Raw genomic sequence first — 13,348 nt, 5'->3', positions numbered from 1 at the left:
GGATTTTATTCCGCGGGGGTTTTTTATTTAACTCGCAGTGGCATTGCGATGAGTTAAATCTTATTTGTAGATAACTGCAGTCCCGTGGAGGGTGTTAGGACCGGTAACGGAAGTAATACGGAAAGACTTCGCCCCCATCTCATCCGCTTTCTGCGCCAGTTGATCTTCCAGAGAACCTAAGTTAGTCCCCGCATTCGCAGAAATAGTACCGACTTTCTGTTGGCCCGCAGGTGTGGCCTGAACTTCAACGGCAGCAAAGCTTGCAAATGAGAGTGAGCTAAGAACAGCAGCAACAAACAGAGTTTTTACGTTTTTCATGATAGTGACCTTTAGCAGATGAATGTATGTCGCAAAGATTAACTTAACGATCGATAGGTAAATCATAGATGTGATCCAGGTCACACGTCAACATTTTTTTATAATGATCGTTATATAAAATACAAAGACCTTATTTTTCATATCAATAGCGTTAAATTATTTTTATCGCTAATCCGCTGGAGTGTGCAGTCGAATATTTTTATAATGGTTATTCAATAAACCCAACAAAGGTACATCGGCGCCATGACAACTGAAATGACAGGTTGTGCTAAAAAAAGCCGTGGCCGACCAAAAGTGTTCGACAGGGAAGCCGCGCTTGATAAGGCCATGACACTCTTCTGGCAGCACGGGTATGAAGCGACATCGCTCGCCGATCTCGTAGAAGCAACTGGCGCAAAAGCGCCCACGCTGTATGCGGAGTTCACCAATAAAGAGGGGTTGTTTCGTGCCGTACTGGACCGCTACATCACTCGCTTCGCGGCGAAACATGAAGCCCAGTTATTTTGTGAAGAAAAAAGTCTTGAGTGCGCGCTGGAAGACTATTTCACCGCAATAGCGACCTGCTTTACCAGTAAAGACACCCCGGCGGGATGTTTCATGATTAACACATCTGCGACACTGGCGGCCTCTTCCCGGGATATTGCGCACACGGTGAAATCCCGCCATGCCATGCAGGAACAGACGCTTACCCAGTTCCTTCACCAGCGCCAGCAACGAGGCGAAATTCCGGCCCATTGCGACGTGCAAAAACTGGCCGAATACCTGAACTGTATTTTACAGGGTATGTCGATCAGCGCCCGTGAAGGCGCGACGTTTGAAAAACTGATGCAGATCGCACACACGACTCTGCGACTGTGGCCTGAACTTATCAAAGTTTAACCCTTTCCCGCTATTTCCCCGCAGTACTGACACCACCGGGAGCTGATTAAGCCCCCGGTTAGATTTCCGCGGATTACCCCTACATTATTCAGTGTTTTCATCATCTTATCCGATCATTTTTTGTAAAATGTATTGATAACAACAATTATTATCAGCAATATTCGCATTTGTTTTAACACCTGTTTCACAATGTAACCATCGGTTTCTCTACCGCCATAACAAAAACAGATCGACTCTTTTTAAAAGGAATACAAATGCATAAGCGTCTCTGGGTGCTCAATCCTCTCTTGTTGTCTTTAACTCTCCCAGCCATCGCGGCTGAGGAAGATAACCTCATCGTCAGTGCCAACCGTAGTCAACGCACCGTGGCAGAAATGGCGCAAACGACCTGGGTTATTGAAGGAAGCGAGATTGAACAGCAGGTTCAGGGGGGGAAAGAGTTCAAAGATGTTCTTGCTCAGTTAATCCCAGGAATCGATGTCAGCAGCCAGGGGCGCACAAACTACGGCATGAATATGCGCGGTCGTGCCATCGTAGTACTGATAGACGGTGTCCGTCTGAACTCCTCGCGTACTGACAGTCGTCAACTTGATTCTATTGATCCGTTTAACATCGCACACATTGAAGTCATCTCAGGTGCAACCTCACTGTATGGCGGCGGCAGTACCGGTGGGTTAATCAACATTGTCACCAAAAAAGGCCAGCCGGAGCGTGAAGTAGAACTCGAACTGGGGAGTAAAAGCGGCTTCAATAACAGTAACGATCATGATGAACGCGTTGCCGCGGCGGTGAGCGGAGGAACCGATCGCGCTTCCGGGCGCATGTCCGTCGCGTATCAACGGTTTGGCGGCTGGTATGACGGCAATCACGATGCCCTGCTGCTGGATAACACCCAAACCGGCCTGCAGCACTCCGATCGTCTTGACGTGATGGGCACAGGAACGATTGAGCTTGACGACAACCGTCAGTTACAACTGGTTACGCAGTATTATAAGAGCCAGGGGGATGACGATTACGGACTGGATCTTGGCGAGAACATGTCCGCCGTGACGGGAAACGGTAAGGCTTATACCAGCAGCGGACTGAATTCCGATCGTATTCCCGGCACCGAGCGTCATCTGATCAGCCTGCAGTATTCAGACGCGGATTTCTTCGGCCAGAACCTGGTCAGCCAAATCTATTACCGTGACGAATCGCTGAAATTCTACCCCTTCCCTACGCTGAGCAAAGGCAAGGTCACCAGTTTCTCCGCATCGCAGCAGGACACAGACCAGTTTGGTGCCAAAATCACCCTCAACAGCCAGCTGATGGACAACTGGGAGCTGACGTGGGGTGTCGATGCCGATCACGAAACCTTCGATTCCAATCAGAAATTCTTCGATCTGGCCTGGTCCCTGCCCTCCGGCGGTATGGACAACCGAACCGCTTATACCACCGGGCGTTACCCCGGTTACAGCATCACCAACTTCGCGCCTTTCCTGCAGAACAGCTATGACATTAACGACATTTTTACCCTCAGCGGCGGTGTGCGCTATCAATGGACCGAAAACAGGGTGGATGATTTCGTTGGCTATGCCCAACAACAGGGAATTGCCACCGGCCTGGCAAACTCCGCCGATACCATTCCTGGCGGTAAAACCGATTACGATAATTTCCTGTTTAACGCCGGTATCCTCGCCCACCTGACCGACCGTCAGCAGACATGGTTTAACTTCTCTCAGGGCGTGGAGCTTCCAGACCCGGGGAAATATTACGGTAACGGCACCTATTCCCTGGTTGGCGATCATTACCAGCTCCAGCGCAGCGTCAACGTGGCGGATTCACGCCTGGAGGGGATTAAAGTTAACTCCTACGAACTGGGATGGCGCTACACTGGCGACAGTCTGCGCACGCAGTTGGCCGCTTACTACTCTACTTCGGATAAATCGATCGTTATCAACCGCAGCGATATGACCATTAACGTCCAGCCCGACGATCGCCGTATTTATGGCCTTGAAGGTGCGGTGGATTATTTCATTGCGGATACGGACTGGAGTCTGGGCGGCAACTTCAACGTCATTAAATCGGAAGTGAAGCAAAACGGTAAGTGGCAGAAATGGGATGTCACCCTGGCTTCCCCGTCCAAAGCCACCGCGTGGGTCGGCTGGGCACCTGAACCGTGGACATTGCGCGTACAGAGCCAGCAAACATTTGATCTGACGGACGCCAGCGGCAATAAGCTGGACGGCTATAACACGATGGACTTTATCGGCAGCTATCAGCTCCCGTTGGGTAAACTGACCTTTAGCGTGGAAAACCTGCTGAATGAAGAGTACACCACGCTGTGGGGACAACGTGCGCCACTGCTGTACAGCCCAACCTACGGTAGCCCGTCACTGTATGAATACAAGGGCCGGGGCCGCACGTTTGGTCTGAACTACGCCTTAACCTTCTGATAAAAAAAGCCCCCCAGCCTGAGCGAATGGGGGGCTAATGTTCAGGATAATGCTATTTTACGCTTTGTTATTCAGTACCAACTGTCCGTTGTTATCCAACGGAATTTGCGCGCCGGGGTCCTTATCCATACGGATTTTCCCCTGCTGATCGCCAATTTTGTACGTCACGTCGTAGCCCAGCATTTTTTCAGATTTGTCATACACCGTTTTACAACGCTGCTGCGTAGTAGTGTACGTATCATTTTCTTGCATCGAACCCTGGATCTGGTTACCTGCATAACCGCCGCCTAAAGCACCAGCCACGGTAGCAATATCTTTACCGCGTCCGCCGCCAAACTGATGGCCGATAACGCCACCAGCAACCGCACCCAGCACGGAACCCGCGATACGGTTTTCATCTTGTACCGGCTTACGGTGTGTGACCGTCACGTTCCGACACTCCTGGCGCGGTGTTTTTACCGACTCTTTAATCGGTGTTGCAGAGACAACTTGTGCATACTGTGGGCCACGCTCGAAAACGTTAAGACTGGCCACCGCTGCAACACCCAGCGCAGCAGCTACGCCAATCCCTATACCCGCCAACATAGATTTATTCACGGGACTTCCTCCTTTTTTGCTATTAGCAACAACTTTGCAACAGAAGGTAAGGAATGCCAATCAGATTACGGATGAAAATAGCACGAGGAGGAGCGAAGGCAGGATGATTCGGAGAACTCTGAAGGAAGGCGCCGGATAAGTATAAACATCCGACGCCATAAGCCGTATTAATGCAGTTTCAGACGCGGGCGGATCACCCGGTTAATGCTGCCAACCAGCATCATCAGACCGGTTTTAAAGTAACCGTGCAGAGCAATCTGGTGCATGCGGTACAGTGAGATGTACACAAAGCGCGCAATACGCCCTTCTACCATCATCGAACCACGGGTCAAGTTGCCCATCAGGCTACCCACGGTAGAGAAGTTAGAAAGTGAAACCAGAGAGCCGTGGTCTTTGTACTGATACGCTTTCAGCGGCTTGCCGTTCATCTGCGCCAAAATGTTGTTCATTGCGCAGCTTGCCATCTGGTGCGCAGCCTGAGCGCGCGGCGGCACAAAACCACCTTCCGGGCGAGCGCAGGAAGCGCAGTCGCCAATCGCGTACACGTCGGGATCGCGCGTGGTCTGCAGAGTCGGCTCAACCACCAGTTGGTTAATACGATTGGTTTCCAGACCGCCAATGTCTTTCATAAAGTCTGGCGCTTTGATCCCCGCAGCCCACACCATCAGATCGGCTTCAATGTACTCGCCATCCTTGGTATGCAGTCCGCCTTCATCAGCGCTGGTTACCATCGTCTGGGTCAGTACGCGTACGCCCAGTTTGGTTAACTCATTATGCGCAGCACTGGAAATACGCGGCGGCAACGCAGGCAGAATACGCTCACCGGCTTCTACCAGCGTAACGTTCAGCGCTTCGTTGGTCAGCCCTTTGTAACCATAGCTGTGCAGCTGTTTTACCGCATTGTGCAGCTCGGCTGAGAGTTCAACCCCCGTCGCACCGCCGCCGACAATGGCGATATTTACTTTGCCATTAGCGCCCAGATTCGCGGAATACTTCAGGAACAGATTCAGCATCTCCTGGTGGAAACGACGCGCCTGATGCGGGTTATCCAGGAAAATGCAGTTTTCTTTGACGCCCGGCGTATTGAAATCGTTGGAGGTACTACCCAACGCCATCACCAGCGTGTCATACGGGACTTTGCGCTCAGGAACCAGCAGCTCGCCCTTCTCATCGCGCAGCTCGGCAAGAGTAATGGTTTTCGCTTCGCGATCGATATCCACCACCGAACCCAACTGAAACTGGAAACCGTGGTTACGGGCATGCGCCAGATAGCTCAGCGCATCCACGCCTTCGTCCAGGGAACCCGTCGCGACTTCATGCAGTAACGGTTTCCATAAATGGCTGTGGTTTCTGTCCACCAGCGTGATTTTGGCCTTTTTCTTGCGCCCCAGCTTTTTACCCAGCTGCGTCGCCATTTCCAGTCCGCCAGCACCGCCGCCGACAATCACGATTCTTTTTAATGGTGTAGTCAACGTGACCCCCTTAAATTTATTAACCAATTGTTAATTAAAAGTTATAGGCATAGCCTTTAATTAACAACAAGTTACGATAATGAAAATGTTCTTCGAGAGTGAGAATAACACGAACGGTGCATTGGTCATACCAAAATTGATGTGTATCAAGTTTTGATGCTGAAAAGATAGACAACACGAACTTTAAGAACAAAAAAACCAGCCCGAAGGCTGGTTTTTTACACGTTCATTGAGGATTAACCTAACGTCTTGAACGCTTTGATGCGCTGCAAATGCGGGGAGATATTCTTAAACTTGTGCGTCTGCTCTTCGTCCCAGACTATCTCGTAAAAATGATGCAGCTCTTCTGACGAACGCTGACTATTGAGCGCTTCATCATGACGTGACAGGATCACCAGGCAGCGATCGCGATTCTTTTCGCGGAAATTGGTCACGCATTTTGTCGCGATATCGGCATACTCTTCAGGCCTGTCGATTTTTCCTTCCATGTTCTCATATGGGAACAGGTTGGGATTAAACACTACCTGACGAATATCACACAGGAAACCAATCCGTTCAGCCCAATATCCCCCCAGTCCCACGCCACAAATCAGCGGACGGTCGTCCACATTAAGCTGCAGCATTTTGTCCACTTCTTTCAGTAGATGCTGCATGTCATGTTTAGGATGCCGCGTACTGTAGCTAATCAGCCTGACATCCGGGTCGATGAACTGCAGCTGCAACACCTTTTCGTGGTTGCCCGGGCTGTTAGAGTCAAAACCGTGTAAATAGATAATCATCGCATCCTCGCCAAACTTGCGTTAATGACCTGCTTTCTCTTCCTGCCAGCGCTCATGAAGCTGGTTGAGCTGGGCGCTTACCGTCTTCCAGCGTGCCGAGTCCATCAGTTCCTGACGTGAAAATGAACCTTTATGATACAAACGTGTAACACGTTCTGCATTGATCGGCGACAGATTATCTAACACACTGACCGCTCCCTTACGATTATTGCAGACCAGGATCATATCGCAACCCGCATCCAGCGATGCCTGACCACGCTCAGCATAGCTTCCCATAATCGCCGCCCCTTCCATCGACAAATCATCGGAGAAAATGACGCCATCGAAACCAAGCTCCTGACGCAGCACCGTTTTCAGCCAGTGTGGCGAACCGCTCGCCGGACGCGGGTCCACGTCACTGTAGATGACATGCGCAGGCATAATGGCATCGAGTTTGTTTTCCGTAATCAACGTCTGGAACACGGACATATCTTTTGCACGAATTTCGGCTTCTAAACGTGGATCGGTTGGGGTTTCTTTATGCGAATCCGCCGTCACTGCCCCATGCCCGGGGAAATGTTTACCGGTAGTTTTCATGCCAGCAGCATGCATACCGTCAATGAAGCGGGTCGCCATAGCCAGCGCTTTCCGCGGATCGGCATGGTAAGAGCGTTCGCCAATCGCCGCGCTGATATGCCCCACATCCAGCACCGGCGCAAAACTGATATCTATATCCATTGCGATCATTTCGCTGGCCATTAGCCATCCGGCGTCCTGCGCCAGATTGCCGCCTTCTTCCAGACCGTGCAGTGCAGCAAAGGATTGGGCCGCGGGCAGACGCGTAAATCCTTCGCGAAAACGCTGTACCCTGCCGCCTTCCTGATCTACCGCCACCACCAGATGATTGCGTGATGCCGCGCGAATCTGGCGCACTAATTCACGCAACTGTTCCGGGTCATGATAATTTCGGGTAAAGAGGATCAACCCACCTACCAGCGGATGCGCCAGAATCTCGCGCTCTTCAGCGTCCAGCTCATACCCTTCGACATCCAACATTACTGGGCCCACACTGCTCTCCTTATCCTTTCATTATTAGCTGCCGCCAGGTTTCATCGGCCAGCCTGATAAATTGTCGATCGCCGGTTTGTCGCCAGCGATACTCAAACCACCCCGCTTTCAGCATTATGACCCAGGGCCGCCATCGTCTGACCTGCCGCCACAGCGCGTTTTGTTCAATGTGCGCTCGTTGGGCGTAGGCGCTAACCAGCCGTTGGTGCTGAGATTCGTCGTTGACCCAAACCGCCGCCAGCTCCAGAGCGATATCACCGTCTCCGGCATATTCCCAGTCAATCAGCCGCAGCCCTGATGCTGTACGTACGATGTTGTCACCGTGGACATCCATATGCAGAGGCCCCAGACGCAAAGGTCGAGGCTCACCGCTTTTCCTGAGTCGCTTCAACGCTCGCAACCAGCATGGCGTGCGACGCGCCGGATCGCCACACTGCCAGTACTGTTCGAGTAGCGGCAGCAGACTGATTCGCCAGCCCAATTGGGGGTGTTGGTGCAGATGATACAATAAGCCAGCGAGTTCGTCGGCGTCCGGCAATCTGGATTCTACCTTACCGTGAAAAAAGTCGACCGCCATCCACCCACGTATATAAAAGCGGGGGCGCGGCGCAAGGCTTTCAGGCAGGTGCTTTAACGCGTGATAGTGGCGTAAGAAATACGATTCCGGTGCGTCAGGGTCGTGATGACAGCGCAACACTAAGCGGTGGGTATCGTGTTCGATGATGCAGCTCCCGCCGCTCAGGCCGCTCTGGTTGGCTACGACGGGATGATACTGCGGGAAATAGCGCGACAACACCTCGTCGCGCGTCAGTCGGTTATTGTTGCTGTACGGCACCTTTACCTGACCAGATTATCTCGCCAGTTTGTACCAGCATTAATTGCATTTGCAGCGCCGGCGAATTGACGTTGCCGGAGGCGCTGGAATAGAGCACATACTGTGCGCCAACGTTACGGGCGATACCAATCGCTTTGCTGCGCGTTCCCAGACTGTCGTTCGGCGACAGACCTAACTGCTGTTTGGCGACAGCCAACTGCTGGGCGGAAACCAGGGTAAACTTGCCGTTATTCGCCAGCGCGTTCCTCAAGGTCTCGGTGGCTTCACCGGCGTTCAACGAGCCGTTGGTCCGGTTATTCACGCTATCAACCAGCAGAACGCCTCCCGCTTTGACGCCGTCAGCCTGCAGCATTTTACCGACCATCGGCTGCATAGCCCCGTTCCAGTCATAGTGACGTTGACGCGGCGTCGGCTGCGCCGTTTGGTCCTCGTGCTCAATCGGACCCGGCTGCTGCGGTATGCTTGGCACCGTTGGTACAACCGGCACCGGCTGTTGCGGCTGCGCGGGCTGTTCCGGCACCGGCTTCACTTCCTCTACGGGTGCGGGCTCACGTTGCGCCACACAGCCAGAGAGAAACATCGCCAGCGCGGCAATCAGTGCGTAGCGATTCATTTTGATCATCAAGATTCACCCCTTACAAATAAAGATAAAGTCTAACCTTGTGCGCCCCCAGAAAATTGGCGCTGCCGTACAGCGTCACCGACGAATGAGCCGGGATAGTCACGCTGCGTGGCGCTTCCAGAGGATGCATTTCCAGTCCTCTGGCGTCATACCAGTAAAACCGATAATGAACGGTAACGGGTTCTTGTCTTTCGTTATAAAGTCGCGAGGATGCTGAGGCCTGAATATCAGACGTGGTTAACGTCGGCTGTTCTGCTGTAATGCCCGACGCCAGAATCGTTGATTCCATCACCAGCGACTGTTCATCACTTACCGGGATTTCAGGATGTGCCCGACAGCCAGCCAGTAGCAGCAAGCTCAGTGAAAGTGCAATGCATCCTCTGGTCATGCTTAGAGACCTTTATGCGCAAGCATTGGACCCAGCGCACGTCCACCCAGCAGGTGCATATGAATGTGATACACCTCCTGACCGCCGTGACGATTGGTATTCATAATTAAACGATACCCATCCGCAGCAATGCCTTCCTGCTCGGCGATTTTCGCCGCTACGGTGATCATGCGACCCAACGCCTGCTCGTGTTCCGCCGTCACATCGTTGACGGTCGGGATCAGGACGTTAGGAATGATCAGAATGTGCGTAGGTGCCTGAGGGGAAATATCACGAAACGCAGTGACCAGTTCATCCTGGTACACGATATCTGACGGAATTTCACGACGGATAATTTTGCTGAATATAGTTTCTTCTGCCACGACGTTTTCCTTTTTCATTAACAGCCCAAGCGTTATGCCATGCTACGCCGGGTCACTCTGCGAGTATAGAGTATGAGCGAGTTACTCACGCTCTTTCAACTTTAACCCTCGATTTTTTAAGCAAAAAGCCCTGCCACTGCTGTTCTTATAACCATTTCCCGTCGCTATTGCTTAAGCATAGTACTGAAACAACATTTCACTTATGCCGTAGCATCTGTTTACACATTGAATGTGAATGCGTATATTTCGCATTTGCATTCATATGCAAACTTAATAATTTACAACCAAAGGGTTCATCACAACCTCAGCGATTCGAACTTAATATTAATAATTATCAAGGACTTTTCGATGTCTTTCACAACACTCAACGGGGATGACCAGCGCCAATCGGGGCTTGCCCCTTCTGTACTGGCAGCCTGCATCACGTTAGCACTATTGCCTTCCACCAGCCTCGCAGCCCCTGCTGAAGAGACGGTTATCGTTGAGGGCTCTGCTCCAGCCACATCCAGCGAGGAGCAGGATTACAGCGTTAAATCAACGAATGCTGGCACCAAAATGCAGATGACGCAGCGCGATATTCCGCAATCGGTCAGCATTATCAGTCAGCAGCGCATGGAAGATCAGCAACTGCAAACGCTGGGCGATGTGATGGACAACACGTTGGGGATAAGCAGAAGTCAGGCGGATTCAGATCGCAGTAGCTATTACTCTCGCGGATTTCAGATTGATAACTATATGGTCGATGGGATTCCGACCTATTTTGAATCCCGCTGGAATCTCGGTGATGCCCTTTCCGACACGGCCCTTTTTGAGCATGTCGAAGTGGTCCGTGGCGCAAACGGGCTAATGACCGGGACGGGTAACCCCTCAGCGTCGATTAATATGATCCGTAAGCATGCCACCAGCCGCGAGTTCACCGGTAATGTTTCTGCGGAATATGGCAGTTGGAATAAACAACGATATGTGACCGATCTTCAAAGCCCGCTCACGGCAGACGGCAACGTGCGCGGGCGCATCGTGGCGGGCTACCAGAATAACGACGCCTGGCTTGATCGCTACAATAGCGAAAAAATGTTCTTCTCCGGGATTGTCGATGCCGATCTGGGCGACACCACCAGCCTGTCTGCGGGTTATGAATACCAGCGCATTGATATCAACAGTCCAACCTGGGGTGGATTGCCGCGCTGGAATACCGACGGCAGTAAAAACAGCTATGACCGCTCGCGCAGCACTGCGCCGGACTGGGCGTACAACGATAAAGACTTCAACAAAGTGTTTGTCACCATCAAGCAACGTTTTTCCGATACCTGGCAGGCGACAATGAATGCCACCCACTCCGAGGTCAAGTTTGACAGTAAAATGATGTACGTCGATGCCTATGTCAATAAAGCCGATGGCACGCTGATTGGCCCGTATGGCAGCTATGGTCCGGGCTATGACTACGTCGGAGGTACCGGCTGGAACAGCGGCAAGCGTAAGGTGGATGCCGTCGATCTGTTCGCCGACGGCGGTTACGACCTGTTTGGTCGTCAGCATAATCTGATGCTGGGCGGCAGCTACAGTAAACAGAATAACCGTTACGAAAGCGCGTGGGCGAACGTATTCCCCAACGAAATCGGCAGCTTCTATACCTTCGATGGTAACTTCCCGGAAACCAACTGGAACCCGCAGTCATTGGCTCAGGACGATACCACGCACATGAAATCGCTCTACGCCGCAACACGTATTTCGCTGGCCGACCCACTGCATTTGATTGTCGGCGCGCGTTATACCAACTGGCGTATCGACACCCTCGCCTACAGCATGGAACAAAACCATACCACGCCGTATGCGGGCCTGGTGTATGACATTGACGATAACTGGTCTACGTACGCCAGCTATACCTCAATCTTTCAGCCGCAGAACAAGCGCGACAGTTCCGGTAAATATCTCTCCCCAATTACCGGCAATAACTATGAACTTGGCCTGAAGTCCGACTGGATGAACAGCCGTTTAACCACCACCCTCGCGGTCTTCCGCATTGAACAGGATAACGTGGGCCAATCAACCGGCGTACCAATTGCCGGTAGCAATGGCGACACGGCCTATAGAGCGATGGATGGAACGGTCAGCAAAGGGGTCGAATTCGAAGTTAACGGTGCGATCACCGATAACTGGCAGATGACGTTCGGCGCGACACGCTATGTTGCTGAAGACAACGAAGGCAATGCGGTAAACCCGAACCTACCGCGTACCACAGTAAAACTGTTTACCCGTTATCGCCTGCCTGCCATGCCGGAACTGACCGTGGGCGGTGGGGTTAACTGGCAGAATCGTGTTTATAGCGATACGGTCACGCCGTATGGCACATTCCGCGCGGAACAGGGAAGCTACGCCCAGGTCGATTTATTCACCCGCTATCAGGTGACGAAAAACTTCTCTGTGCAGGGTAACCTCAATAACCTGTTCGATAAAACCTACGACACCAATATCGACGGTTCTATCGTCTATGGCGAGCCGCGCAACGTCAGCGTCACCGCCAGCTATCAGTTCTGATTCGAAACACATCACGCTCCACCTGCTCGTCAGGTGGAGTGATATTGATACATTGCGGCGAAAACTCCCCCCTTTTTTACACCACAATAGAGGTATCTCCTGCTACGACCAAGCGCAAAAAATCATCCCGACGATGATTTTTTATTTTTGGGTTCCACACCACACCTATATCCCAGCGTATTTGCTTTTCCATAGGCATTAATAAATTAACATTGGCGGGCAAAAAAGTACGAACGCTTGCGGGTAAAAAGGCAACGCCGTTACCACCAGCAATTAATGCCAGTAACGACGTCATATCATCCGTAGCGGACACCGTAACAGCCTTCAACTGGTTACTTTGGAGAAAATATGCAGTTTGTTCAGCAAGGCAAGGGCTGGTAGACGGATCGAGTTGGAGTAAGGGATATGCCGATAGTGCACTCTGAATATTCATATTGTGTATATCGCTATTCGCCGGCATAGCAAGCGCCAGCGTTTCCTCATAAAGAATATATGAAACCAGACCTTTACTTACAGGTGCCCGCACAAAACCAATATGCAACCGCCCCTCCAACAGCATTTTCATTTGAACACTAGAAGGAAGATGATTAATAACAACCTCACACTCAGGAACTTGCTGATGAAATTGTCTTATCCACTTTGGAACTTGCTGAAATGACGAAATCCCAAAGCCCATAAATAACTTTTCACGATTTTTCGAATTTACCTCTCTCGCATAGTTCAGAAATTCAATATGGGATTGTAAAAGCTCATTTGCTTTAGAAAAAAGCTGCTGCCCCAATACAGTTAAACTTGCGCCATGACGTCCGCGCAAAAAAAGAACGCCACCTGTCAAATGTTCCAGCGTCTGTATCTGCTTTGATAGTGCTGGTTGCGTCAAGAAGAGTTCTTTTGCAGCATTGCTGTAACTTCCTTTCATCGCCAAGGTAACAAAAGCTCGAAGCAGTTTTATATCTATTCCTTTCATTTATTGAACCCTGAAAAAAATGGAATTATACAAATACCTATAACAGGCCCATGATAGCAAGGGATGGCAATAAAGAAAAATAACTGACCAGTAGAAAACTGTAAAAAAACTA

General features: G+C 51.2%; 13 protein-coding genes. 3 read left to right on the top strand and 10 right to left on the bottom strand.

The window, feature by feature from the left end; all coding sequences use genetic code 11:
- Window positions 1-60: 60 nt before the first annotated feature.
- Window positions 61-318, bottom strand: coding sequence for a multiple stress resistance protein BhsA (gene bhsA / locus KQJ19_RS07535; RefSeq protein ID WP_029139491.1), 258 nt, complete (start codon window positions 316-318; stop codon window positions 61-63).
- 243 nt (window positions 319-561) lie between these two features.
- Between bhsA and comR the strand changes: the two genes are divergently transcribed.
- Together comR and KQJ19_RS07525 are read left to right on the top strand one after the other, a co-directional pair.
- Window positions 562-1,197, top strand: a complete 636-nt coding sequence (gene comR, locus KQJ19_RS07530) for a TetR family copper-responsive transcriptional repressor ComR (RefSeq protein ID WP_016156207.1) — start codon at window positions 562-564, stop codon at window positions 1,195-1,197.
- Window positions 1,198-1,451: 254 nt separating this feature from the next.
- Window positions 1,452-3,632, top strand: coding sequence for a TonB-dependent siderophore receptor (locus tag KQJ19_RS07525; RefSeq protein ID WP_019076496.1), 2,181 nt, complete (start codon window positions 1,452-1,454; stop codon window positions 3,630-3,632).
- A 57-nt stretch (window positions 3,633-3,689) separates the two neighbouring features.
- On the opposite strand, the gene KQJ19_RS07520 is transcribed toward KQJ19_RS07525, so the two are convergent.
- From KQJ19_RS07520 to hinT, 8 genes are all read right to left on the bottom strand, one after another.
- Window positions 3,690-4,229 carry a glycine zipper 2TM domain-containing protein gene (locus KQJ19_RS07520; protein ID WP_003030814.1) on the bottom strand — a complete coding sequence of 180 codons (540 nt, stop codon included), beginning with the start codon at window positions 4,227-4,229 and terminating at the stop codon, window positions 3,690-3,692.
- A 167-nt stretch (window positions 4,230-4,396) separates the two neighbouring features.
- Window positions 4,397-5,701: an NADH-quinone dehydrogenase gene (gene ndh / locus KQJ19_RS07515; protein WP_016152676.1), complete on the bottom strand. Its 1,305-nt coding sequence runs from the start codon at window positions 5,699-5,701 to the stop codon at window positions 4,397-4,399.
- A 236-nt stretch (window positions 5,702-5,937) separates the two neighbouring features.
- On the bottom strand, window positions 5,938-6,480 hold the full coding sequence (ycfP, locus tag KQJ19_RS07510) for an alpha/beta hydrolase YcfP (RefSeq protein WP_003030817.1): 543 nt from the start codon (window positions 6,478-6,480) through the stop codon (window positions 5,938-5,940).
- Window positions 6,481-6,501: 21 nt separating this feature from the next.
- Window positions 6,502-7,527, bottom strand: a complete 1,026-nt coding sequence (gene nagZ, locus KQJ19_RS07505) for a beta-N-acetylhexosaminidase (RefSeq protein ID WP_216403506.1) — start codon at window positions 7,525-7,527, stop codon at window positions 6,502-6,504.
- Between the two features lie 10 nt (window positions 7,528-7,537).
- The gene (gene thiK / locus KQJ19_RS07500; protein WP_103847903.1) at window positions 7,538-8,362 is read right to left on the bottom strand and encodes a thiamine kinase; all 825 of its coding nucleotides are present in this window, start codon (window positions 8,360-8,362) and stop codon (window positions 7,538-7,540) included.
- Window positions 8,343-8,984 (bottom strand): penicillin-binding protein activator LpoB, encoded by a 642-nt coding sequence (gene lpoB, locus KQJ19_RS07495; RefSeq protein WP_016152673.1) that lies wholly within the window; start codon window positions 8,982-8,984, stop codon window positions 8,343-8,345. Before lpoB ends, thiK begins: the two co-directional genes overlap by 20 nt.
- A 13-nt stretch (window positions 8,985-8,997) precedes the next feature.
- Window positions 8,998-9,372, bottom strand: coding sequence for a YcfL family protein (locus KQJ19_RS07490; RefSeq protein WP_019076489.1), 375 nt, complete (start codon window positions 9,370-9,372; stop codon window positions 8,998-9,000).
- Between the two features lie 2 nt (window positions 9,373-9,374).
- Window positions 9,375-9,734, bottom strand: a complete 360-nt coding sequence (hinT, locus tag KQJ19_RS07485) for a purine nucleoside phosphoramidase (RefSeq protein ID WP_016156204.1) — start codon at window positions 9,732-9,734, stop codon at window positions 9,375-9,377.
- 348 nt (window positions 9,735-10,082) lie between these two features.
- Between hinT and fhuE the strand changes: the two genes are divergently transcribed.
- On the top strand, window positions 10,083-12,269 hold the full coding sequence (fhuE, locus tag KQJ19_RS07480; protein WP_216403505.1) for a ferric-rhodotorulic acid/ferric-coprogen receptor FhuE: 2,187 nt from the start codon (window positions 10,083-10,085) through the stop codon (window positions 12,267-12,269).
- Between the two features lie 76 nt (window positions 12,270-12,345).
- On the opposite strand, the gene KQJ19_RS07475 is transcribed toward fhuE, so the two are convergent.
- Window positions 12,346-13,236 carry a LysR family transcriptional regulator gene (locus KQJ19_RS07475; RefSeq protein WP_200010162.1) on the bottom strand — a complete coding sequence of 297 codons (891 nt, stop codon included), beginning with the start codon at window positions 13,234-13,236 and terminating at the stop codon, window positions 12,346-12,348.
- Window positions 13,237-13,348: the final 112 nt, after the last annotated feature.

The organism is Citrobacter sp. S46_ASV_140 (genome assembly GCF_018919545.1).
In the GTDB taxonomy this organism is placed as follows: Bacteria; Pseudomonadota; Gammaproteobacteria; order Enterobacterales; family Enterobacteriaceae; genus Citrobacter; species Citrobacter braakii.
The sequence above is the reverse complement of the archived record's forward strand: the minus strand, read 5'-3'. Positions and strand labels throughout refer to the sequence as shown.